Here is a 22,235-nt window from a genome sequence, read left to right on the forward strand (position 1 = left end):
TTTAGTTAAAGCAACCCGGATACATTCCAGTTGTGATCGCAATCCGGTTCCAGTTATTAATCGTGTTAATGGCCAGGATCAGATCCACCAGTTCGGATTCACTGAAATGTTCACGGACCTTATCGTACAGCGCAAGGGGTACACCGTGCTCCGAGATTCGGGTCACCGCTTCAGCCAGCTCCAGCATAACACGTTCTTGATCCGTGAAGAAAGCCACTTCACGCCATACACTTAGCAAAAGAATATGATCCGCGTAATCTCCCAGTTTCATCAGATCTTTGGCATGCATATCGAGACAAAAGGCACAGCCATTGATCTGGGACACGCGGATTTTCAACAACTCGTATAAAACTTTATTTTCAAATTGCCCGGATATATATTGCTCCATCGCCATCATCGCTTTAAATGCGCCTGGACTCGCTACTCTGTAATTCGTTCTTAAATTCATTTCTCATTCGCCTCCGTCATTTGGTTTACATACTGTAGACAAACGACGGCCGGGATCTGTGACATTCTTTGCGAAAATCTTTTTATGCCCACAAGAATGGTTGCTCAACTAACGAGTATTCACACTGAGATTCTGATGTCAGGACAACCTCCATGGAGTCAATAATCAGTAATGGAAAAACATACTGAAAGGTTATTCTCTTTTCTACAATTAACATCTAACGTAAGAAAAATCCGCGTTTTTCCGTATTCATGTACGGTTTTTGCTGTACCGTTTGTGATTTCAACCAAAATTAGATTGGATATATTGATACTTTGACCAAAAGAGTAGTAACATACGGCTATTCAAGTTAACTTTTCTGACATAAAAAAAGCGAATCGTTCATCCATATCAGCAAGGAGTGTTTCCTATGATAACTTCCAACGCAAACCATAATGTGACGTCCGAATTGCCTAGAGGCTGTACGTTCACCGCTGAAGACTGGCATGTTTTATCCCAATATTGGTATCCGATAGCCCAAGCAACCGAAGTAACAGACAAACCACTTGCTGCTCAATTACTCGATGTGAAGCTGGTTCTCTATCGCAGTAATGATCAGGTTGTGGTAGCCAAGGATCTTTGTTTTCACCGCGGGGCTCCACTTAGCAAAGGCTGGGTAGAAAATGGCGAGATTGTCTGCCCTTATCACGGTTTCCGTTATAATTGTGAAGGAAAATGTACCGCAGTACCTGCGCACCCAAGCTCCAAGATCTCGCCTAAGCTCAAACTTATCATGTACCCGGCAGTTGAACGTTATGGCCTGATCTGGACCACTTTAGCGGGAACGGAAGAACAGATCCCCTCCTTCCCTGGATGGGATGATCCCGATTATATCAATATTTTGCCACCCAACTTTGACATTGCTGGTTCCTCTGGACGACAAATGGAGGGTTTCCTGGATGTATCCCATTTTGCCTATGTGCATACCGAAACGTTTGGTGACCGAAACAACACAGAAGTCCCCCAATACAAAGTGAAACGCGAAGGTAATGAGTTACTGGCCGAGTATTGGAGTACAGTGAGTAACTATGGCAAAGGGCAAGATCTTGTTGCACCTGAAGGTTTCCAATGGCTGCGCGAGTTTCGAGTGTTCCCACCTTTTGCGGCTTCTCTGACGGTACATTTCCCAGGAGACGACAAGTTGAATATTTTGAATTGTGCTTCGCCGATCTCTGCCCGTTATACACGTCTATTCTGTCCAATCACACGCAACTTTGACAAAGACGCGCCGATTGAAGACACAATCAAGTTCAACTTGCAGGTTTTTGAAGAAGACCGTGAGATGGTCGAGTCACAGAAACCGGAGGATCTCCCCCTTGATCTGCATGCCGAGGCCCATATTCCCGCAGACCGTACTTCGATTGCTTATCGTCAATTGTTAACGGAGCTTGGCTTGGGACGAAATTACACATCGTAAATTAAATAGTTGTTCTTCTTCAACCTCAGGCAAGCTATCGATGATGGATGTCAGCGCCTAAAAAGTCTGGAAGCACCATCCTGTGGACTCTAGAGAAGGGTAGGCCATTTTCTAAGGAACACAGGGAGTCTTATTAGGCCGTCATGTTCTCTTTTTAAATTGTAAGGAACCTCAGACATTTTATTTCCCAAAACCCCCCGATAAAAACACTTCATACGGCTGTTTATTCTGATATAACGTGTCTCAGATTCTTTAGATTTCTGGGCACGCCTTAAATCCTTGATTAAGACGCCTACGATTCGTTAGCACTCCATGCTCCGGACTCGTTCAGGTATGCATCGGCTTTCAGCAGATTTGAAGACACCTTTAATCAACAAAAGAAGCGTTCCTTTGCGGACGCTTCTTTTGCTATACCTAATTTAACTGAAGTACCTATGTGTATTAGATAAACCTTGCCTCATAAACGTCATCTTTCCTCTTGATTATTCGTATTCACAGGAAGCTCTCTATAATACGGACAGCCCGGCTCATGAATAATACGTGGATCAACCCAAGTGCCCCAGTACGGAAGACGGTTTACGTAAGGTTGCATGTTTAGTTGGTTGTTCGGCTGTGAGTTGGGCTGCATGTTTGGTTGTACATTGGGTTGTGTGTTTGGCTGTGTGTTGGGTTGCATGTTGGGTTGCATGTTGGGTTGCATGTTTGGCTGTACATTAGGCATTACGTAAGGCTGATGATTCACATTTGGAGCACTGTTAGAGGCAGGAGCAGTTGAAGGCTGGCAATCTGCCGGTGGGCCAATAATCACTGTTTTTTGAATGGGTGCCAGCGCTTCTTGAACTTTTTTCTCATCCAGACAGTACGTATAAGCCAAAAGTTTTGCAGGTGTAAGACGTAAGGTGTCTGAGCCAAATATCGCCTCAGGAACAGGAGCATCAAAGATTGCGAGTAAGTGCGTATGATCAGCAGTAGCCACTTCATAGTGCCACCAGCCTTGAGGAACGTTAGCCACCTGCCCCGGAGTAATCGGGAAATGAAGCAGCTCGTTGGTAAACGGATTAATAAGGGAAACAACCGCCGAACCGCTGATGCAGTATACCAACTCCGTTGCATTCTGATGCGTATGTGGTTCAACCACATTGCCAGTGTTGAGGAAAATATCCAGTAAAGAAGTATTGCCCAATGTGTTTAATTGCTTGATGGAAAGAGAGTTAATATAGTTGTTCTCATCCTTCTTGAATAACGGGTTATTGCTCAAATCGTAAGTAAATTCGGTGGTTGGTAAAGTGTAATCCATGTATGAGGTTGCCAAAATAAAACGCCTGCCCTTCGCTCTCGGTTTAGGTCATAACCTATATACCAGCTTATGCCCAGCGCCCAGATCCGTGAGCCCATTTCCGCCAAGTTTTCATCGCATAACAAATATCCCTGACTCGGACATCCCGAGCAGGGCTCTATTTGTTACATGTTCTTTTTCATTTCCCAGACTTCTTCCCAATGGGTTCCAAATGGAATATTCATTAAGTCTACATACTCCAGCCAGTGCATTCTTGTGACAACATCCGGAGTTCCCTCAATTAGTGCATTCGTCACCAGTAAAGCACGCAAATTCTTCAGTCTTTCCAACTCGGGAGGGAGTTCACGTATCCCAGAATATACTATCTCCAGATACTTCAGCTCACTTAATTCACCAATCTCAGGCGGAATACAATTTAATCCCAACTCAGTTTGTGGTTTGGGCCTCCAACCAGGTGCAGATTCAAAAGGGCTGCCACAATAAATTCTTAACTCTTGAAGTTGCTTCAATTTCCCGATTTCTGCCGGAATACACTCCAGATCCAGCGTTGTAATGACCAATCTTTCCAATGAAGTAAGTTCAAACAGACTTGCAGGGAGTGAGTACAGATTCTGCTCAAAAATCGTCAACTCCTTCAAGTGCTTCAACTCCCGAATTCGTTCGGGAAGCTCACTTAAACCATGTAAGCTGATATCCAGTTTATCGGTCTGATGTCTGATCGCATCGTCCAGAAGATGATCAATTTCCTTATGACGGTCCAATTCAAAGAACAACCCTGGAATCCGCTCCATAAGTTCACTCGCTTCTTTGTATGTAATCCTCATGCCATACATATGCTCATGGGCCACAGAGAAAAAATAATCATTTCCGTCTTCTGTCATAAAGCAAAGATCGTCCGGCAATGACGGATAACACCAATCGTGAAAACGATTGGCTTCTTCTTTGAGCACGTGACCCGATTCCGGCGTACAGCGATATGTATAATAGGTACCTTCGGAATAATAGGCTCCGCTTTTCAGCATCATCTCTTCCATCGTAGCACGTTCCACAAGATAGGGCTTCAATCTCTCTAACACACGAACTACTTCCGGTATCTCATTCTCTTCGTACCTTTGTCTGTCTACCAGCACAAAACGATCTGCCTTCTCGATCAATTCGTCAATCAACAGTTCATAGGCCGTTCCTCTTGGATCGGTGTGAAAAGCTACGGCTACCATATGTTCCCCCCTCATTACTCATTATTCTTCAATCTGCTGTATCACCTGAAACCATTGTGGCATAGGCTGATATCATCAATCCAGTTATTGGAGGCTTGTTACATGGCATACGGCCCTGGTTCAGTATCATCCCCGCAACCTGCGGGTTATCCTTACCCTTATTATCCACCACCTCCGCCACCCTCACCGTATCCTTACCCTTATCCGTATCCATACCCGCCCATCGTTCCTGTTCCACTGCCATATCCGATCGGTGGTCCTTGGTGGCATGGTGGCTATCCAGGAGGCGGTTATCCGGGCGGTGGCTATCCAGGTGGGCACCATGGTCCTTTCCCTGGAGGTGGCTATCCCGGCGGACCTCACGGCGGTGGACCCGGCGGTCCGGGTGGTCCCGGTGGACACGGAGGACACGGAGGACCTCCAGGCGGCGGATTTCACGGACATCGTTTCTTCCACTGGTAATCCGTAATCATTAGACTTCTTCAAAGTACTGGTTCATATCAGATAAAGGAGCTGCTTCGGCAGCTTCTTTATTATTGAAAGAATTGTCTAATCGTGTGGGATTTAATACGTGATCTCATCCATCATCTTCAGATTACGGTTCGACATGCTGAGGAGATCCGTGAAGGTAGGTGTAAGGTAATAGACAAAGTCCGGATCGTGAACGTACATAATAATCTGCCCATACGTCCCTTCATCCGTTGGATCAAAATCGAGCATCAGATACAGTGAACCTCCCGCGATCGTTGCAAAAGGAATCCATGGTTTATGGAACAGGTATGGCTTGATCTCCGGGTCCAGCTGCTTAATTTCCTCCGCAGAATAATACTCTTCAAGCTTCTCATCCACTTCACAGAAGTATTGTTTGGTCTCTCGAATCTCTTCCAATGACATCAGATAAAAGGGTGTACATCGGCCCTTCTCGGCATCACCGGGGTAAAGCACATGCAACCCGTAACCACTGCCATCTTTGCTTTGATAAAAGGTACGAAAATCGCCAGGTAGCCTGATGCCATAATCCTTTTCGAATAGATCCAGACTTTCCTCGGATGCACCTTCCAGATGTTGATATTCTTCAAACAATTGCCGAATCTCGTGATCCTGTATTCTCTCACCCAGCAAGCGATTCAGCTCGTCCATTAGCACGTTTAATGATACATTTGGCTCCAATCTCACCACACCTCCCCTAACTCAGTTCTTCTCTTCTTGTAGATATTGATGATATTCCCAAAACGCTTCTTCCTCTCCGCCGCCTTCAAGCAGAGTCATGACTGCATAAGATAACAAATTAAGCCATTGTTCCATCAACGCCACCTGTTCGTCCGAAATGAGGTTGTTGCTGCGAAGCATACCCTCAGGTTCAACGGCCCAGGCACGTGCCATATGAGTAATTCCCCATAGACATGCCATGACTTCCCGATCCAATGAAGGCCGTGCAAGTTCTGGTGCCAGAACCCGCAGTATCTCCATCAACTCATGAAAATTCTCCTCAATTAAATATCCACGAAAGGGTCGCAGACTGCCAATAAAACCGTTCTCCATCTTGGGATGACTCAGATCATCATAGGAAAAGGAATGACATTTTAATAACGTTACAGCCTCTTCACGTTCCATTCCTTCACCCCTTTGCAGGTTGTAATACGAACTTACCAGCGCAGAGGTTCTTCTCCACGCCACAACACATATCGCTCCAACTCCCGAAGAGTGCCTGTACCGATCCCGTACTCGTCCATTTCTTTGGAACGAAGATCAAGCACATGCAGCATGCCACCATATGTACCAACTGTCAGCTTGGACTGCTCTGGTGATACGGCGAGAGAATAGATCGTACTACCTACAAAATGACGCCATACTTCCTCACCCTCGCCATTCACACAATACAGATAACCATATGCATCCCCAAGCACCATGCCTGCCTCTATTTCCACCGCTGCATACACACGTGCATTCTCATCCATCACTGGCCAATCTTCCTTCGCTTCGTTGCCTGCAATTGATTCCAGCGGGACCTGTATCGTGACCCCGTTATAGAAATGACATGCGTTAAACCAGACGTTCTGGTTATCACCGGTGAATGCTGCATAATGAGGGTAGCTCGATTCTGGATAGAGAGAGTATGTCTTGTTCAGCCGACGGTCCATCACCATATGATTGCTTCCTTGGCTGCCATAGGCAATCCATCTACCATCCCTTGATACAGCTGCATGTCCCATATCTATCTGTGTATCCTCTAGCTCATACTCTTCGATCTCTGCCAGATCGGGATGAAGCAAGGTCACCTGGGCTTGTGTGACGAGATATATCCCGTATCTTGAATGTATGAGTAGTGCTTTGCCTTCATCGATAGGTATAAGTCCTTCAAGTGTCCGTTCGGGATGCTCACAGTCCGCAAGTGATTCAATCCGAGGTAATGCCGACTGTATCCGGGCTTGAATATCTTCCCATTGATATGTCGCTATCTCCTGTCCTTCCAACTTGCGATCTGGCTGACGAATGATACGAATCCCATCCGGTCCTGCAAGCGCATAGTCAAGTCCATCCGATGAGCAACCTGCAAAAGTATATGGAGAGATCAACTGCCATCCGTGCTGATCCATCGTATATATCTGACTATTCTCCGTGAAAATCCCCGTATGACATACAATCGTTTCCTCGTTCAGATAACCTACAACTTTGACAGCCTGCATAGAAGCCTGAAATGCCTCGCTCAATGGCCACGTCGCTGCTGGCAGCTCACGTCGGAGCATCTCCAAGTCACCGTGGAGATTGGCCTGTCTCACCATATGGAATACTTCAGTACTCATACCGCTTCTGGAATCTTCCTTCAGCTCGGATTCATCTGGTTGCTCTCCCTCCATGCCTTTCCGTACAAATGCATTGACATCCCTTGCATAACGCCTGCCTTCATTGCGCCATTGTTCCGCGATGTCTTCCTTTAACCAACTCATCTGTTCCCCTCCACTCTGCCTCTATTCATATGCCGTACAATGATGTGCCTGCAAGAACATACTGATTTCGTTATCCGTCGCCTCCTCCGCACCATTCTTTTCTTCATAGAACAGGGCAACTTCTCTCCCAGCTGCATAGTTAAATCGTAAATATCCTCCCATCGACACCATGAACATCTTGCACATGTACTCATTCTCCAACACAGCGTCCCACTTAAATTCTGTTTTGCATGTATCGGCGAGTTCCTTCATGGAGCTTCCCTGTTCCGTCCCTGAAAAATGGTAAAACGTATGTTTCCGCAACTCATTCCACGGTTCAAAGTATAGTGGCGTTATTGGTTTATCCTGATGGTAATAACCACAATAGATCCGGTCCAGCGTTTCGCCAAATTCAGTCTCCGAGCATGTCCATAAGGTGATATTCTCATCATGACGCGGTAGCCACAACAGCCCCTCAACTTCCGGATGAACAGCAAGGAAATCTCCATCTACAGAACTGCCGATGGAGATGCACTGTTCAAGTTGCTGCTGACTTATAGGCGAATCATCCGTATGTATCCAAAAATCATATTCCACAAAAGGCTTCAACACTTCCGGGTCCGGTCTCTGCACATTCATCCATCCCGTGTATGTACCTTCCCCATATTGTTCAATCCAAGTACGGTATGATAAAGGTAGCGAGATGGCGTGCTGTTGTTCAAAGTGATCCAGTTCCTCCGCTGGAACCGGCTTAAGTACACGGGATACAATATACATTTTTCGACATCTCCCATCTCAGTTTGGTTCATTCGTTTTCAGAATCTAAGCCAATTCTTCCTGCACAATTTCAGTCCATACTCCTTTACGATTCAGAATGCGAATGGCAAAGGCATCATATCCATCACGCTTGACCTGATCAAAATGCATGCGCTCTCCCGTAATCAGTTCATATGCACCATTTTCATCTACATCTTCGCCAAACTCTTCATCCCAAGGCACATTGTAGTAAGCCGTCAACTCTACTTCAAAGATGTCCTCTCCTTCAACATCCAGATAAGGGCGAAGGGGTCTGTCATGTAGTGCTTCTTCCGAATAAGTCTCACATAACATGGCATCATATCCGTGCTTAGCGGCATCAATGATCAGGTAGCGTTCACCCGTGACAGTATGCTCCGCATATACAAGAAGCGGTGTCGAATCATGCCAGGTAATCAGATCATCTTCCGTCAAGTCACCATAATAAAAGATATGGAATTTATCATGTCCGTCACTCGATTGAAGTTTGCCTTTCCACTCCACTTCATCGGATTTAATGACTTCTTCCTTCCTAATTAATCCTTCCAGATAAGCAGGTCCGTGTTGTACACCATACGCATTCATCATCTCGCCTCCGATTTGTTCATTCGAATGGTAACCACTTTGTGTTCCTCATCCACCGTCAGTTTCACATCAATGTTAAGCTTGTCGCGAAATAACGCCGTAATATTGATATACGGATCGCGGGCAGCTTCGCTACTACCGCCACTATTACGGCTCATTCCCTGATGAATGATGGATTCTACCAGCTGTTTATCTCCCTTGCCGGTATTATCGTAGGTGTAGATCACCTGCCCATCCTGATCATACAGATTTAAGACCGTTGCAAAATCATTGGCGTTCTCATACTTTCTTTCAGTCTGCACATAGTTGTGATCCGTATGTTGATAGTTTACAGTACCAGCCAGATACGGATTGTCCCCGCCTGGCTTCACATCGTACTTCTTATAAGCCAGATTAAACAGGTATTGGATATGATTCATATCAATCCGGTAATAAAACTGACGGTTATCTTCCTCTTTGTCCATCGCTGCAAAACTGTTAATCAGCGGCCAAGCCCCATAGGACTTCCCATTAACATCAACGGCCAGAGCATAGTCAGATAATACTGTCTCTTTTTGAAATACACCATAAGTCTGTAAAATAAAATAAGCTGGAATCATCAACATACCCAGAATGATTGCAAAAATGCTAAGTTTAACTCGTAGTTTCATGTCTTCTCTCCCTTGCAGCTTTAATGCTTCATCTTCGCTTTCAGTCTCATCCAGTCTTATGCTGAAGCTTCGACAGTGTACGCACAACCATATCCCTGTTCTTCGCATCCTTAATATAAGCCGGAATACTATGTGAAGCCGTTCGTATAGGCATATTTCCGTATTTTACACGCAGATCTGCGGAGACATAAGCAATGAGATAATTCAGGTGCTCCCGATTCACAGCCCATATGATTTTTCCTCTGAACTCATCCAGGAAGTATAGCTCCAACCCGAATACAGGATCTTTCCCTGCACGAATCTCGGAAAAACACCTTCCGTATGTCGGCTTGGCATGTAATTCAACCTGATTAACCGCACCACAATGCGGACATTCCACATGCGTTGATCGGTGAGAAGTCTTCTTCCCGTCTGTGACTTCCACGTTAAACCAACGTTCACATACAGCACAATTCCCCTTGGCCTTATATTGATACACCGGTTCTTCAAGCGCTTGAGCGTAACAATCGAAACATTTCCATCCCAGTTGATCTTTCCGTTTTTCAATAGAAGCGTGTCCACCGCATTTTGGACATTTCACATCAACCCTATCACCCCGACGAAGTACCGAATAGAAACTATACTTATATGCACCTTCATCTTCGAAACGTTTCATCCTGCATTCACCCCTTTCCTGAAACTACAACACACCGCGTCATAATACTCAACATTTACCAATCCATCTCTCTAAAATTATATGAAACTCCGTTCCTCAGCACAAGAATTGAAGACAGATTGTTGGAAATGCCTCTAATACGACATACCCAAGTGTGTGCCTCATCACACCCGTCCCCACCTCAATAACGTAATCTATAACTAAATAACTACTGAAATGAAAGAAAACCTGCTTTTTAGATTGTGAAAAACATCACTTGAGTAAAGGTTGTGCATCTATGTTTTCCTTACTGAATGTATATAAATGGTCACTCGTATTCGCCATATTTACAGCAACTCTCTCTCACTGTAGTTCAACCGATTCGGTTAAACCTGTTCACCACGATGTAGTCTCCTCCTCCTCTGCGGTCAATCAACCCCCGGTGGACCCGATCATTCGCAGAGAAGGTACTACGGTATATATTGAAATGACGGCCCAGGTTACAGATGTCGAAATCTCCGAAGGAGTGATCTATAACGCTTGGACATTTAATGGTACTGTACCCGGACCCGTCCTACGAGTGACAGAAGGAGATACGTTGGTGTTCACGTAAAAAAATAAAGATTCCAGCCTGCCTCACTCCATGGATTTTCACGCTGTACATGCTGCTCCAAGCAGCAAATTTATTGATGTGATGCCAGGCGAGGAAGGCACGTTCACCTATCCAACCTCCTCACCCGGTGTATTCATGTATCACTGTGGAACCAAACCGGTCCTTGCCCATATCGCAAACGGGATGTACGGCATGATTATTGTGGAACCCAAAGCAGGTTACCCTTCTGATCACTTGGTTGACCGTGAGTATACCCTTGTTCAGAGTGAATGGTACAAAGAACATGATTATGAAGCTTTTTTGAATGGGGAACCGGATTATGTTGTATTTAACGGTAATGATTATGGATTAGTAAAACATCCCCTGTTAGCCAAAGTAGGAGATACGGTGCGGATCCATGTCAGTAATGCCGGACCCAATGAAGTCTCATCCTTCCACGTTGTGGGTACCATTATGGACCGTGTGTATACCGATGGGAATCCACGCAACATCCAGTATGGAATACAGACAGTTATGCTTCCCGCAAGTGGTGGAGCTGTCGTAGAGTTCACCGTGACCGAAGAAGGTGATTATGCGATTGTAACCCATCAGTTCAACCATGTAGCCAAAGGAGCTGCCGCTGTTCTGCGTGTGACCAAGAATGGTACGGATCATGGTGGACCCGCGATGTCTCACTGAGACATGACAATAGATAATGGCTATACCTATCCTGAACAATTCGAGGTGATTAAACGATGATTTGTACACACGAAGCGAAGGATGCCTGTTTCTCCAAAGTATCTCTGTTCCAGCATCTTGATCCATCCGAAGCTGCCTTGTTGATCTCCCTTTTGCAAACCCGCAAATATAACAAAGGCGAAGTTGTCGTCCAGGAGGGAGAACGCTCCGATACGCTTTATGTGGTTCATCAGGGATGTGTGAAGTTATCCAAATACAATGAAAATGGCAAGGAACATATTATCCGGTTTCTGTTTCCCGGAGATTTCTTCGGACAAGATTCTCTGTTACACCAAAAACCACATGCCGCAAACGCCGAAGTTCTGGAGCCTTCGGCCATTTGCTCTATCAGCAAGCATGACTTTGATCAGTTACTTGAACATGATCCGAAGATTGCTTATCATTTCCTGCTGGCCATTTCCAATCTTCTCCGTGAAACCGATGAATGGAATAGCTCGCTCAGTGCGATGACAACGGAACAGAAGATTGCCAAGTTGCTTTTGTATTTTCATACTCGAAATCATGCAAAACATGAGATCCGCTTGCCTGTTTTCAAAAAAGATATGGCTCCGCTGCTCGGTATCACACCAGAGACGCTTAGTCGTAAACTCGCCATGATGCAAACTCAGGGACTGCTGCAGGCTACAGGGAACTGTATCCTTATTCTGCGAAAGAATTGAACCGCCTGCCCGAATTCAATAAATTAGGTAAGGAAAATTGCGAAAGCGGAGGAAGCTGTTTTGGCAAAAAAAGAGTATCCGATCAGAAACCACTCTTTTCGGATACTCTTTTTATATAAATTCAACTCAGCGATCGGAAGCTTGTTCTGTCATCTACAGATCCAACAACAGCGACACAAGCAATCCCATGGATGCAATCAAACCCACTACAGGTCCGCCTTCTTCAAATGCCTCCGGCATCATCGTCGAGCAGATCATGGCAATGATTCCACCACCTGCAAATGCACCAATCGCTGCACCCATCTCCTCTGGAAGCTGCTCCAGAAACAGATATCCACCCAGTGCTGCAATCGCGGAGATCAACAGTACACTCAGCCACATTAATATGATTTTGCCACGACTGTACTTGCCCTGTAGTCCAACCGTACTGGACAGACCTTCAGGAATGTTGCTGACAAAGATCGATACTACCAGCACCACACTGACACCGTTACCGGCCAGCAAGCTGGCACCAAGCATGATGGATTCCGGGATAGCATCCATTACTGTTCCTGCAAAGATCCCAAGTCCGCTTTGGTTCGAGTCTCCCGACTTTGCTGAACGTTTACGCCCTGCGCCTCCCTTTGCCGAAACAAGCAGGTCAAACAGGGTATACACGACGGCACCTGCCGTAAATCCAATGGCGGTAGGTATAATTCCTCCATCATTCAGCGCATCTCCGAGAAGTTCAAAAGTCGCTGCACCAATTAATGTTCCTGTACCAAACGCCATGATCCAGCCAATAACTCGTTTGGGAATCTTCAGAAACAATGCTGCGAGTGCGCCAATGACTACCGCTGAGGCAGAGATGCCGCCCCACATGAATGCAGTCCACATCCGGGCCGACCCCTCTCTTGTTTAATCATATTCTATCATTCCATTAACCCATGTTGAGTAATCAAAAACAGTGATGTGGCTTTACGGTGATCTATATCACCTGATGTGTTTAAAAATCACGTTATGATGAAATAATGTCGTCGTTCAGATCTATGAACACAGAGAGGAGAGATTCTCATGAGTAGGGTAAACAAAGATACAACAGCGGAGTTTCTACAACAGTTCCCCATCTTTCAGGACCTTAGCCCCGAGGAATTAAAACAAGTCGAAGATATCGCCATTTCCAGAAGCATTCAGAAGAAATCGGTTATTTTCAGCGAAGGAAGCGAAAAAGAAGCTGTCTTTTTTATCCGTACGGGCATTGTAAAGGCCTATAAAACCGATGAGAACGGGCATGAACAGATCGTCTCTTTCCTCAAAACAGGAGATATGTTCCCACACACCGGCTTTTTTAATGCGCACCCTTACCCGGCTACCGCAGAAGCCATTACCCCTACCGAACTACTAGCCATACCTGTCCGACTTTTCGAACGATTAATGCTGAGCACACCATCGATTGCGATCAAAATTATGCGTGTGCTCGGTGACAAAATAAGAGAATTACAGGATAAATTGCAGGTGCTCTCTGGTCAGGATGTACGCAATCGTGTACTTTCCTTCCTTCTCATGCTCGCAGATCAGCACGGACAAATGCATGGAGACCAGATTATCATCAACCTGCCCATGACTCATCAGGAGTTTGCCAACTCCATTGGTACAACAAGGGAAACAGCGAATCGGCTTTTAAACCAGCTTACAAAAGAGAATATGCTCGAAGTGGATCGCAGCCGGATCATCATTCATGATTTGCAAGCTTTGAAGGAACAAAGGGCTACGTGACCACCCTGCACCCAGCTACACTGTTTTCTCCCGCGTTATTACATTAAACTGTGTGTGCACAAAGAGACCTTAACGCCCGTAATCGATGTTAAGGTCTCTTTTGCATGCACAATTAGCAATATACGTATCAGGATATTGTGAGCTTTGGCTTGCCCATGGCACTTTTTCCATACAGGATTCTGACTCAAATAAGGCGAGACTATGACATTAAAAAAGGTGTGAGCAGGCTCACACAGCCCCCTCCTCACGTTTTCTATAATCAAATTGCAACACCACACTATCCCATTTGGAGGAATGACACATGAACACATACGCAGCAACCATTAATGCCACGGAGTATCCACCGCATTTGAAACATAAAGTTATTTTCGAAACGTTTGATCAGTTGCAACCACAGGAATCCATGTTGCTTATTAACGATCACGATCCTAAGCCACTTCGATTCCAATTCCAGTCCACACATCCCGATGGCTTCAACTGGGAGTATATTGAGCAGGGTCCTACAACCTTCCAGGTCAAAATCAGTAAATTATAGATTGGAGCTGAACGGCTATGTCGCACGTTGAAATCATTGACGATACTACACTTCGCATCACGCTGCGGCTGGAAGACGCCACAACCATGGTTCAATTGGCACAGCGTGAGCAAGCAGAATATGCGCAAGAGATTATCACCATTTACGAAAAAATGCCTGTGTTCGAATACACTCATTTCTGTTTTTACGCCTATGACAGTGCAAGACTTTTTGAGCGTGTGCTCGGGATGGACCCCAAAGCCTATCTGTCCTTCTCCCTCGATGCGCCGGAGTCATTCTTCTATGCGCTGTACGGTGGAATGGCAGCCCTGTATGAATCATCTCTGCAGTTGGTACAGCAGGCGGATGTAGCTAGTGCAGGATCGGATGTGAACGCACATGTCTGCATCTGATGTCCATATTGTTGAATTGGATGTGCGTCCTCATCTGAGTAAAAAGTTGGAGCCGTTTCAACTGATCATGGACACGGTCAAAAGCCTTCAACATGAAGATGTGTTTGTACTACATGCTCCATTCAAACCAACGCCCCTGCTCGGTATTCTCAAGATGAAAGGATACTCCAGCACATCGGAACGAAAAGGTTCAGATCACTGGGTTACCACGTTTGTGCACAAAAAAAACAAAACCGGTGCCAAAGCATGTTCTGCAATGGTTTTATCTGGATCGGAAGTCGATTCTGAGCCCGGTTCAGACGAAGAATCAGCTTCATGCAAAGGACATCCAGAGGAGCAAGCTGTCGCGATTGAAAACTTTGAATCCCTACAGGCGCCCACCGTTATACTGGACAATCGCAGATTGGAACCGCCACAACCCATGATGCGAACACTTGCCGCACTGGAACGTTGCAAACCTGGAGAAGTCGTACTGATTCATAATGACCGTGTGCCAGTCTTCTTGATTGAAGAGTTAAACAATCTCGGTTGCCCCTTCACGGTTGAGGATCAAGCCGATGGTACGGCCAAAGTGAGAATTGAAAAAGGGTAAGGAGGCAAAGGCCATGTCCAGGTTGCCGTTTCTTTTTATCATCACGGGCATCTTTGGATTTGTAATGTATCACGCATTCTCCCTGCTCTCGCTGACAGGCTGGCTTGGTGATGAACTCAGAGGACCCGAAGGCTGGTTTCATGCCCATCTGTTTGTACTCGGTTGGGCAACCATGCTGGCTATGGGTGCAGTTTATCAGTTGATACATGTTATTTTGCAATCCAATATCTACAGTCTGTTTCTTGGTTATTGTCATTATTTCTTGTTCAGTATCGGAATCGTGGGCATGTTATACGGCTTCATCCGTGCAGATGTCATCTGGATTGCGGGTTCTGCTACACTCGCGCTCTCTGGCATTCTGTTGTTCGGATGGAATATGGCCGTTACCCTTCTCCGTGCCTCACAGTGGAATCCGGTAACGATCAGTGCAGCGTGTTCCTGTCTTTATCTGGTTTTAACCGGGCTTTCCGGTATGCTGATGGGTCTGAATTTTGCCTTTGGTGATTGGAATGGTCTGCATGAACGCTTATTCGGAGCACATATCTGGATGGGAACACTCGGCTGGTTTGGCATGTTAATTACCGGCTTCAGTTACAAAATGCTTCCCATGTTCTACTTATCCCACGATTATTCCATTCGACTGCAAAAAGTGGTCCTGGTTCTGTGGAATGCAGCTGTAATCACAGGCGTTGTCGCATTTCTGACTGGGTTCAAGGGAGGATTGCTCTGGCTTGCGCTCTTACTTCTAACCGCCGCCCTTCTCTTCTATGTGTATCACTTGGAGCAAATTCAGGAGAAACGGCACAAAAGTAACCCAGGTCCGGGTATCCGCTGGTCTGTGTATGTAAGTCGTGCGTTTGCTGTATATGCTGTTGCCCTATTGATCTATTCCTCGCAAGGGACTGAACTGCTGCTCCATCCACGTGTTGTTCTGCTGTCTGGATGGGTATATCTCGGGGGTTGGGTGTCTCTCACCATACTTGGTTATGCCTCCAAAATCGTGCCTTTTCTATGGTGGACCCACAAATATGGCAAGAAGGCAGGCAGACCCGGAACTCCGCTGATGGCAGGTATGCTGAGTGAACGGTATGTCAATTGGGGTATGCTCGCCATGGTCGCTGGAAGCCTTCTGCTTGTCAGTGGAATTCTGATTAATCTGGCTGAGGTCATGATGGTTGGAGGGACGATCTTGTCTCTTGTCTCCATCGTTTATATAACAAATATTGCTTTGGTATTCCGACGTTAATATTAATAAGGTGGACTGGAGAGTGAACATGATGGAACAAACCACGCATTTGCTAGAATGTCTCAAGGAAGTGTATGACCCTGAATTAGGTGTCAATATCGTTGACCTGGGTCTGGTGTATGAAGTAAGGGAAGAGCCCGAACGGGTACATGTACGGATGACGCTGACTACACCAGGTTGTCCGCTGCATGATACAATTGTCGGTGCGGTGAAATGGGTTTTGCAGGAAAATACGAATAAAACCGATATTGATGTACAAGTGGTGTGGGAGCCACAATGGTCTCCACAGCTGATGTCGAATGAAGCCAAGGAAATGCTGGGATACTTCTAGGCAGAATGAACAGTGACCGGATGAATGAACAAATTGCTGCCGGAATACGAAAAAGCGTACTTAAGATCTGATACTCTCAGACATAGGTATGCTTTTTGTTTTGCGATGGGAACATACTCTTGATCAAGATATTCTTGAATAAAAATAAATAAGGAAACTCCAGAATAGAGTTTCCCTTATATTAGTGCCTATCAGTGAATCATTACATCGATTCCTTGATATCAGATGTTAGATGTCCTTTGCATAGGATGCTGCTGGTACGTTATTTAACACCACGAACAAACGAACCTCCTGATCTCCTGTATTATGGAATGCGAACTCTACTTCACCGCCGCAATGGATCACATCCTCTTGTTTCACCGCTTGTTCTTTTCCATCCAGCATAAGTGTGCCTGTGCCTTCAAGTACCAGCAAAATAACGTCTGTGCCCGGATGTTTATGAACGGGAAGCTGCTGACCTGGCAGAAAATGAAGGACAAAGGTCACTCCACCACCCTGTTGGAATAAAACACGTTTCGTGAAACGGTCCTCGCTGAACGTTTTGACTTCTTGCAATGACGTAATACTCATGATAATCGTCCTCCTCGATAATATAATCTGTGAATACATTCATCTTATCGCAAGAAAACCCGCATTTCCTTGATCTGAATCAAGAAAATGCGGGCAATAAACAAATCATGGTCGGTCCCAATGACCGTTTGTTTCTAAGATGGTTACACCATCATTTTGCGCAGAGAAGCGATATATCTCGAACGTATAATGATGAAATAAAACGTCTGTGCAAGTACAAAGGCACCAAATACAGTCAATACCGGCATCGTATAATTGGTAATACCGAATTCAGTAAGAAATGGCTTAACTACGACCAAAGTTTCAATGATAGCTACTCCGATCGGTAAAAAGAACAGGATAGCAATCTGAACGGTGGATGATCGTTTCATCTCCTGGAAACTGAGACCCATTTTCGAAAGAGAATGCACCATCTTTCCATCCGCTTCAAGATCGGTATGCAGTCTGAAATACAAAAAGCTTGCGGAAGAGATGGAGAAGATTAATCCGATAAATATACCCAGAAAGGTAAAGAGTGCTGTGCCCTGTCTGTATCTCTCAAAATCTCCATATCGAGTGGTCAGAAATCCGGAGTAATTCTCATCCGAAGCATTATCGCTTCGAATGGTATCTGCGGACGACAGTAGCTGATCGCTAACCATGGCTTCTGAGGAGTGCCGGTCAGGTACAGCATGACCCCATGCCGGAATCTGATACAGAACTTTGCCTGATAACCTATTTGCATTGATCTGTTGTGTGATCTCTTCAAACTTCTCATCTGGGAGAACGACTACACCTGTAGAATAGATCAAGGTTGCGAAACGTGGTTCTACATCCGTAGCTGTAACTCTTGCTTGCAATGAGCCATCCTCCAGATTCAGAGTCAAGGTGTCTCCTTCCGCATAATTGCGAAACCTGTTTCGATCGATCTGATCCTGATCCTTCTCATTACGCGAATCTACGAATAACGCTGATGCTGAATCCAATTGGAACGTCTTTTTTCCTTGGATCGCATTGAATCGGTTGTAATGACTGAGCGGCATAACCGAGACAGCACTCTGATCCGCATCAGACCAAAAGTACTCCAGATACACTTGCTGATAATTTAAGCCTGCTGCTTCAAGTGTCGAATCAATATAGCTCATATCCATTTGATCGGAAGGAGTGTACACATTGTATTTGACTGGAAAATCGTTGTTTGTAAACTGCTCCCGGTTCTCCTGATCCAGTGACAAAATTACAACTGCACTCATTGAAGCAATCGCAATCACCACGGTCACCATAAAGAGCATGCGGGCATTATCCTTCATTTTATAGCTCATCTCTGAGATCCATAACAGACGTGTACCATGCCATACCGTTTTACGATTACGCTTCAATAAACGGATGATGAGCACGGAAAGTTGTGAGTAGAAGAAATACGTCCCGGCTATCCCTGTTACTGCTGCAAGCATGATTGTTCCGCCATTTAACCCGTTACGGAGTACCACAAAACCTACTGTAAGTAATGCAAAACCCAGAAGTGAGAAGAACCATGAAGCTTTGGGCTCTTTTTTAGGTTTGCTGGTCCCCGTCAAAAGTTCTAACGTCCGTTTGTTTCCGATAAAAACCAATGTGAAGAGTGAAATGCAGAAAAATAATAACAGAAAGGCCCCGATCGTAATCAGAATCGCTTTCACGGGAAAATAAAAAGGCAGATCATCCATCCCTATAAAACGAGTGGTTAACATCAGGAACAACTTGGACAACAACATGCCTCCGCCGATACCGGCAATAATGGACAGGCAGCCGATCAACATGTTTTCCAAAATGACCAATCTCCGAATCTGTGCGGGTTCTGCACCAAGTATGGTCAGAATGCCAAACTCCTTGTTCCGTGATTTGAGGAAAGCACTGATGGAATACATAACAAAGAAAAATGCAAACACATACACGATAATCGAAGCGATCTGCATGCCCGTAGCGGTTGTGTCACCCATTGGCAACTCTGCCACATATGGATGATAGATAAATACCGCATAAGCGAAGAAGATCATGACCATAAACACACTACTTAGAAAAAAAGCAATATACGCTCGCCCATTACGGCGGATGTTATTAAACGCGAACTGAGGAAAGCTCATGTGAATTCCCTCCCCAGAAGGATAAAGTATCAATGATCCGTTGGAAAAACGTCTGTCGATTATCTCCGCGGTGTACCTCGGCTGCCAGTTTTCCGTCCTTGATGAACACGATGCGGTTGCAATAACTTGCCGCAAGCGGGTCATGTGTGACCAACATAATGGTCGTTTTCTCCTGCTGATTCATCTGTTCAAGTGACTCCATGACCGCCTGAGATGAGGTAGAATCCAGCGCGCCGGTTGGTTCATCCGCCAATACAATTGAAGGCATATTGATCATGGATCTCGCAATGGCTGTGCGCTGTCGCTGTCCGCCCGAGATTTCGTAGACTCGTTTATCCAGAATGTGATCAATCCCGAGCTTGGCTGTAATGCGTTGTAGTCTACTCTCCATCTCCTTCAGTTTGACCTTGTCCAGTGTCAATGGAAGTACAATATTCTCAGCAACAGTCAGCGTGTCCAACAGATTGAAATCCTGAAAGACAAATCCGAGTTCCCGACGTCGGAACATGGCAAGTTCTTTCTTTTTCATATCAAACGGATTCATGCCATTAATCAGCACCTTGCCTGAGCTGGGTTCATCAATGGTGGAGACCATGTTTAACAATGTGGTTTTACCACTGCCCGACGGGCCCATAATACCCACAAACTCACCTTGTTTGATTGTCAGATGAATATCACTAAGGGCTTGAGTCTGCACTTTGCCCTGATATACTTTGTTCAGTCCTGATACCTGTAACATTTCCATGCGTAATTCCCTCCTGATCCATCATTCTTCATACGTTATTTCTATTCTTATCCTAACTGACCTCCCGTAACGGTGCTATCGAATTACCTTAAACTTCCCTTACAACGCATTTAAGGTTCTGTTCCCCTGCCTTCTCTATCACACTTCTGTCCATTAAAAAAAGCACCTCGCCCATGGGCAAAGCACTTTTCACTTCGGATATTTCGTATGAACCCAGCTGAATCTGACCAACGTTCCCTCATTGGGTTCCGAAAACAACTCCACACGGTTATCCAGGCGGGCACTGATCTCACGGACTAGATATAATCCCATTCCCGTAGATTCATGGTATTGTCTGCCCCGTTCACCTGTAAAATAGGGATTAAACACGCGATGAATATCCTCGGACGAGATGCCGATTCCCTCATCCTGAATGTCCAGGATTGTACGTTCTTCCTGTTTATAGCCGGTAATGATGACTTTTTTGCCTGATTTGCTATCGGAATAGTTCACGGCATTGGTCAGGATCTGGGTGAACATGAACCGCAGCCACTTGGAATCACTGTATATCTGAAGGTCGCCCTCCATACGGATATCCGGCGTAATGCCTCTGCGAATAAACAAACGTCGGTTCTCCGCTATACTGCTCCGAAGTACCTCATGCAGAGACAGCAGCTCTACACGAAAATCCCCTTCAAATTGTTCAAGTCGTGATGAATGCAAGACCATTTCAAGTCCTTTGCGCATTTTATCCAGCTCATCCTGAATGCTGCCAGCTGTCTCATCTTCCACATCTTCCAAGGTCAGTTGAATAATAGACAACGGTGTCTTCATCTGATGAACCCAGCGATTCATGAATACCACCTGCTGTTCCTTGCTAGTACGTAACTGACCCATCTCGTTCTGCCGATTACGCTCCAGTTCATGTAACAATTCCTGGATGGCTTCCGCCACGACCGAATTTCCAAGCGTTTGAATAGGCTCGTTTACCCGTTTACGTGGTTGTTCAAGGAGATGATAATATGCTCGTAGCTGGAAGTAACGAGTGACCAGATAAACCATCAATACCACGGTACTGATCAGCATGCCATAAAGGACAATCTTCATCGGACGGCCCTCACCAGAGAGCCAGTAGACACACGGAACCAGCAGCATCTGTAACACATAAAATCCGACTAACATCAGGTGGTCTTTCAGGAAAAGTCTCATTTCCCTTTCCCCTGTGCGGACGAATCCAGTTCCAGCACACGATAACCCGCTCCGCGAACCGTCTCCAAAATCTCTTCTGCACCCAGTTCCTTCAACTTTCGGCGTACACGTGTAATATATACATTCAACGTATTATCATCGATAAAATGCTGATCTTCCCACATCTGTTCAAGTAATTTTTCCCGGCTGACCACTCGCCCTGCCTTCGCCATCAGCGCTTCCACCAGTATGGCTTCCTTCTGTGTCAGCTCTGTTAAGCGTTCATCATATTCCAATACGAATCGCTCAGGATAGAGGATCATGGGACCGTTCTGCACCTTTGCTTCCTGCTGCACAGCAGCGTAAGAACCATAGGCTCGGCGCAGCTGACTACGCACTTTGGCAAGAACGACTTCATATTGAAAAGGTTTCGTAATATAATCATCCGCGCCATGTTCCAACGCCATAATCTGATCCATACCACTATCACGAGCCGATATGAATAAAATGGGACATATGGAGTGTGTGCGTATCTGTCTGCACCAATAGTAGCCATCGTATTGAGGCAAATTCACATCCATCAGCACCAGATCCGGTTCCATCTTCACAAATTCATCCAATACATGACGGAAATCATCTGTGACCTGTACCTGAAATCCATTTCGGGTCAGATAAGCCGCCAGCAATCCTGCAAGCTTGGCATCATCTTCAACCAACAATATCGACTGCATCGTTAACCCTCTTTCCGTTTCCTGACGTCAGTGTATCACATCTAGTTACC

The 22,235-nt window shown here is 45.5% G+C and carries 25 protein-coding genes and 1 pseudogene; 10 read left to right on the forward strand and 16 right to left on the reverse strand.

Translation table 11 applies throughout. The features are described 5' to 3' along the window. Position 1: 1 nt before the first annotated feature. On the reverse strand, positions 2-448 hold the full coding sequence (locus MKY44_RS16955; RefSeq protein WP_017687833.1) for a carboxymuconolactone decarboxylase family protein: 447 nt from the start codon (positions 446-448) through the stop codon (positions 2-4). Positions 449-857: 409 nt separating this feature from the next. On the opposite strand from MKY44_RS16955, the gene MKY44_RS16960 reads away from it, so the two are divergent. Next, on the forward strand, positions 858-1,904 hold the full coding sequence (locus MKY44_RS16960; protein WP_341007968.1) for an aromatic ring-hydroxylating dioxygenase subunit alpha: 1,047 nt from the start codon (positions 858-860) through the stop codon (positions 1,902-1,904). A gap of 466 nt (positions 1,905-2,370) precedes the next feature. Here the strand turns inward: MKY44_RS16960 and MKY44_RS16965 are convergent, their stop codons facing one another. Continuing rightward, complete coding sequence (locus tag MKY44_RS16965) at positions 2,371-3,216, reverse strand: cupin domain-containing protein (protein ID WP_341007969.1); 846 nt, start codon at positions 3,214-3,216, stop codon at positions 2,371-2,373. A gap of 149 nt (positions 3,217-3,365) precedes the next feature. Further along, a complete protein-coding gene (locus tag MKY44_RS16970; protein WP_341007970.1) occupies positions 3,366-4,418 on the reverse strand; it encodes a leucine-rich repeat domain-containing protein in 1,053 nt (350 codons plus the stop codon). Between the two features lie 102 nt (positions 4,419-4,520). Here MKY44_RS16970 and MKY44_RS16975 point away from each other — a divergent pair, with 102 nt between their 5' ends. Then, positions 4,521-4,880 (forward strand): hypothetical protein, encoded by a 360-nt coding sequence (locus tag MKY44_RS16975; RefSeq protein ID WP_341007971.1) that lies wholly within the window; start codon positions 4,521-4,523, stop codon positions 4,878-4,880. 102 nt (positions 4,881-4,982) lie between these two features. Here the strand turns inward: MKY44_RS16975 and MKY44_RS16980 are convergent, their stop codons facing one another. The 7 genes from MKY44_RS16980 to MKY44_RS17010 are packed head-to-tail and all read right to left on the reverse strand — an operon-like array spanning position 4,983 to position 10,030. After that, entirely contained in the window at positions 4,983-5,588 is a 606-nt protein-coding gene (locus MKY44_RS16980; protein ID WP_341007972.1) for an SMI1/KNR4 family protein, read from the reverse strand. Positions 5,589-5,609: 21 nt separating this feature from the next. Beyond that, the gene (locus tag MKY44_RS16985) at positions 5,610-6,032 is read right to left on the reverse strand and encodes a hypothetical protein (protein WP_341009880.1); all 423 of its coding nucleotides are present in this window, start codon (positions 6,030-6,032) and stop codon (positions 5,610-5,612) included. A gap of 32 nt (positions 6,033-6,064) precedes the next feature. Beyond that, positions 6,065-7,366, reverse strand: a complete 1,302-nt coding sequence (locus MKY44_RS16990; protein ID WP_341007973.1) for a hypothetical protein — start codon at positions 7,364-7,366, stop codon at positions 6,065-6,067. A 21-nt stretch (positions 7,367-7,387) separates the two neighbouring features. Further along, positions 7,388-8,122, reverse strand: a complete 735-nt coding sequence (locus tag MKY44_RS16995) for an SMI1/KNR4 family protein (RefSeq protein ID WP_341007974.1) — start codon at positions 8,120-8,122, stop codon at positions 7,388-7,390. A gap of 45 nt (positions 8,123-8,167) precedes the next feature. Next, positions 8,168-8,728 carry a hypothetical protein gene (locus tag MKY44_RS17000; RefSeq protein ID WP_341007975.1) on the reverse strand — a complete coding sequence of 187 codons (561 nt, stop codon included), beginning with the start codon at positions 8,726-8,728 and terminating at the stop codon, positions 8,168-8,170. Next, complete coding sequence (locus tag MKY44_RS17005) at positions 8,725-9,375, reverse strand: hypothetical protein (protein WP_341007976.1); 651 nt, start codon at positions 9,373-9,375, stop codon at positions 8,725-8,727. Before MKY44_RS17005 ends, MKY44_RS17000 begins: the two co-directional genes overlap by 4 nt. Before the next feature lie 46 nt (positions 9,376-9,421). Beyond that, positions 9,422-10,030, reverse strand: a complete 609-nt coding sequence (locus tag MKY44_RS17010) for a hypothetical protein (RefSeq protein ID WP_341007977.1) — start codon at positions 10,028-10,030, stop codon at positions 9,422-9,424. 277 nt (positions 10,031-10,307) lie between these two features. On the opposite strand from MKY44_RS17010, the pseudogene MKY44_RS17015 reads away from it, so the two are divergent. Together MKY44_RS17015 and MKY44_RS17020 are read left to right on the forward strand one after the other, a co-directional pair. After that, positions 10,308-11,300 (forward strand): annotated as a pseudogene (locus MKY44_RS17015) (multicopper oxidase domain-containing protein). Between the two features lie 56 nt (positions 11,301-11,356). After that, positions 11,357-12,019: a Crp/Fnr family transcriptional regulator gene (locus MKY44_RS17020; RefSeq protein ID WP_341007978.1), complete on the forward strand. Its 663-nt coding sequence runs from the start codon at positions 11,357-11,359 to the stop codon at positions 12,017-12,019. A gap of 153 nt (positions 12,020-12,172) precedes the next feature. Here the strand turns inward: MKY44_RS17020 and MKY44_RS17025 are convergent, their stop codons facing one another. Beyond that, positions 12,173-12,895 carry a ZIP family metal transporter gene (locus MKY44_RS17025; RefSeq protein ID WP_017687819.1) on the reverse strand — a complete coding sequence of 241 codons (723 nt, stop codon included), beginning with the start codon at positions 12,893-12,895 and terminating at the stop codon, positions 12,173-12,175. A 177-nt stretch (positions 12,896-13,072) separates the two neighbouring features. Here MKY44_RS17025 and MKY44_RS17030 point away from each other — a divergent pair, with 177 nt between their 5' ends. The 6 genes from MKY44_RS17030 to MKY44_RS17055 all read left to right on the forward strand — a co-directional run bounded on the left by MKY44_RS17030 (position 13,073) and on the right by MKY44_RS17055 (position 16,870). After that, positions 13,073-13,774 carry a Crp/Fnr family transcriptional regulator gene (locus tag MKY44_RS17030; protein ID WP_341007979.1) on the forward strand — a complete coding sequence of 234 codons (702 nt, stop codon included), beginning with the start codon at positions 13,073-13,075 and terminating at the stop codon, positions 13,772-13,774. Between the two features lie 301 nt (positions 13,775-14,075). Further along, on the forward strand, positions 14,076-14,309 hold the full coding sequence (locus tag MKY44_RS17035; protein WP_036613358.1) for a DUF2249 domain-containing protein: 234 nt from the start codon (positions 14,076-14,078) through the stop codon (positions 14,307-14,309). Between the two features lie 17 nt (positions 14,310-14,326). Continuing rightward, positions 14,327-14,701 (forward strand): hypothetical protein, encoded by a 375-nt coding sequence (locus tag MKY44_RS17040; protein ID WP_341007980.1) that lies wholly within the window; start codon positions 14,327-14,329, stop codon positions 14,699-14,701. Further along, positions 14,688-15,293, forward strand: coding sequence for a DUF2249 domain-containing protein (locus tag MKY44_RS17045; protein WP_341007981.1), 606 nt, complete (start codon positions 14,688-14,690; stop codon positions 15,291-15,293). The genes MKY44_RS17040 and MKY44_RS17045 overlap by 14 nt, the downstream gene beginning before the upstream one ends. A 13-nt stretch (positions 15,294-15,306) precedes the next feature. Beyond that, entirely contained in the window at positions 15,307-16,539 is a 1,233-nt protein-coding gene (locus MKY44_RS17050; RefSeq protein WP_341007982.1) for a hypothetical protein, read from the forward strand. 31 nt (positions 16,540-16,570) lie between these two features. Further along, a complete protein-coding gene (locus MKY44_RS17055) occupies positions 16,571-16,870 on the forward strand; it encodes a metal-sulfur cluster assembly factor (RefSeq protein WP_036613395.1) in 300 nt (99 codons plus the stop codon). A gap of 228 nt (positions 16,871-17,098) precedes the next feature. On the opposite strand, the gene MKY44_RS17060 is transcribed toward MKY44_RS17055, so the two are convergent. The 5 genes from MKY44_RS17060 to MKY44_RS17080 form a co-directional block, all read right to left on the reverse strand. Beyond that, positions 17,099-17,440, reverse strand: a complete 342-nt coding sequence (locus MKY44_RS17060) for a cupin domain-containing protein (protein ID WP_341007983.1) — start codon at positions 17,438-17,440, stop codon at positions 17,099-17,101. Between the two features lie 143 nt (positions 17,441-17,583). Then, a complete protein-coding gene (locus tag MKY44_RS17065) occupies positions 17,584-19,542 on the reverse strand; it encodes an ABC transporter permease (protein WP_341007984.1) in 1,959 nt (652 codons plus the stop codon). Next, positions 19,517-20,287: an ABC transporter ATP-binding protein gene (locus MKY44_RS17070; RefSeq protein ID WP_341007985.1), complete on the reverse strand. Its 771-nt coding sequence runs from the start codon at positions 20,285-20,287 to the stop codon at positions 19,517-19,519. Before MKY44_RS17070 ends, MKY44_RS17065 begins: the two co-directional genes overlap by 26 nt. 189 nt (positions 20,288-20,476) lie before the next feature. Next, positions 20,477-21,475, reverse strand: coding sequence for a sensor histidine kinase (locus MKY44_RS17075; protein ID WP_341007986.1), 999 nt, complete (start codon positions 21,473-21,475; stop codon positions 20,477-20,479). Beyond that, positions 21,472-22,185, reverse strand: coding sequence for a response regulator transcription factor (locus tag MKY44_RS17080; protein ID WP_341007987.1), 714 nt, complete (start codon positions 22,183-22,185; stop codon positions 21,472-21,474). The genes MKY44_RS17075 and MKY44_RS17080 overlap by 4 nt, the downstream gene beginning before the upstream one ends. Positions 22,186-22,235 lie beyond the last annotated feature (50 nt).

The organism is Paenibacillus sp. FSL R7-0026, from assembly GCF_038004485.1.
Classification (GTDB): Bacteria; Bacillota; Bacilli; order Paenibacillales; family Paenibacillaceae; genus Paenibacillus; species Paenibacillus xylanexedens_A.

Excerpts from the sequence above, each read along its gene's own strand:
- MKY44_RS16955 (WP_017687833.1), bottom strand. The coding sequence starts at position 448 with ATGAATTTAAGAACGAATTACAGAGTAGCGAGTCCAGGCGCATTTAAA.
- MKY44_RS16960 (WP_341007968.1), top strand. The coding sequence starts at position 858 with ATGATAACTTCCAACGCAAACCATAATGTGACGTCCGAATTGCCTAGA.
- MKY44_RS16970 (WP_341007970.1), bottom strand. The coding sequence starts at position 4,418 with ATGGTAGCCGTAGCTTTTCACACCGATCCAAGAGGAACGGCCTATGAA.
- MKY44_RS16975 (WP_341007971.1), top strand. The coding sequence starts at position 4,521 with ATGGCATACGGCCCTGGTTCAGTATCATCCCCGCAACCTGCGGGTTAT.
- MKY44_RS16985 (WP_341009880.1), bottom strand. The coding sequence starts at position 6,032 with ATGGAACGTGAAGAGGCTGTAACGTTATTAAAATGTCATTCCTTTTCC.
- MKY44_RS16990 (WP_341007973.1), bottom strand. The coding sequence starts at position 7,366 with ATGAGTTGGTTAAAGGAAGACATCGCGGAACAATGGCGCAATGAAGGC.
- MKY44_RS16995 (WP_341007974.1), bottom strand. The coding sequence starts at position 8,122 with ATGTATATTGTATCCCGTGTACTTAAGCCGGTTCCAGCGGAGGAACTG.
- MKY44_RS17000 (WP_341007975.1), bottom strand. The coding sequence starts at position 8,728 with ATGATGAATGCGTATGGTGTACAACACGGACCTGCTTATCTGGAAGGA.
- MKY44_RS17005 (WP_341007976.1), bottom strand. The coding sequence starts at position 9,375 with ATGAAACTACGAGTTAAACTTAGCATTTTTGCAATCATTCTGGGTATG.
- MKY44_RS17010 (WP_341007977.1), bottom strand. The coding sequence starts at position 10,030 with ATGAAACGTTTCGAAGATGAAGGTGCATATAAGTATAGTTTCTATTCG.
- MKY44_RS17020 (WP_341007978.1), top strand. The coding sequence starts at position 11,357 with ATGATTTGTACACACGAAGCGAAGGATGCCTGTTTCTCCAAAGTATCT.
- MKY44_RS17025 (WP_017687819.1), bottom strand. The coding sequence starts at position 12,895 with ATGTGGACTGCATTCATGTGGGGCGGCATCTCTGCCTCAGCGGTAGTC.
- MKY44_RS17030 (WP_341007979.1), top strand. The coding sequence starts at position 13,073 with ATGAGTAGGGTAAACAAAGATACAACAGCGGAGTTTCTACAACAGTTC.
- MKY44_RS17035 (WP_036613358.1), top strand. The coding sequence starts at position 14,076 with ATGAACACATACGCAGCAACCATTAATGCCACGGAGTATCCACCGCAT.
- MKY44_RS17040 (WP_341007980.1), top strand. The coding sequence starts at position 14,327 with ATGTCGCACGTTGAAATCATTGACGATACTACACTTCGCATCACGCTG.
- MKY44_RS17045 (WP_341007981.1), top strand. The coding sequence starts at position 14,688 with ATGTCTGCATCTGATGTCCATATTGTTGAATTGGATGTGCGTCCTCAT.
- MKY44_RS17050 (WP_341007982.1), top strand. The coding sequence starts at position 15,307 with ATGTCCAGGTTGCCGTTTCTTTTTATCATCACGGGCATCTTTGGATTT.
- MKY44_RS17055 (WP_036613395.1), top strand. The coding sequence starts at position 16,571 with ATGGAACAAACCACGCATTTGCTAGAATGTCTCAAGGAAGTGTATGAC.
- MKY44_RS17060 (WP_341007983.1), bottom strand. The coding sequence starts at position 17,440 with ATGAGTATTACGTCATTGCAAGAAGTCAAAACGTTCAGCGAGGACCGT.
- MKY44_RS17065 (WP_341007984.1), bottom strand. The coding sequence starts at position 19,542 with ATGAGCTTTCCTCAGTTCGCGTTTAATAACATCCGCCGTAATGGGCGA.
- MKY44_RS17070 (WP_341007985.1), bottom strand. The coding sequence starts at position 20,287 with ATGGAAATGTTACAGGTATCAGGACTGAACAAAGTATATCAGGGCAAA.
- MKY44_RS17075 (WP_341007986.1), bottom strand. The coding sequence starts at position 21,475 with ATGAGACTTTTCCTGAAAGACCACCTGATGTTAGTCGGATTTTATGTG.
- MKY44_RS17080 (WP_341007987.1), bottom strand. The coding sequence starts at position 22,185 with ATGCAGTCGATATTGTTGGTTGAAGATGATGCCAAGCTTGCAGGATTG.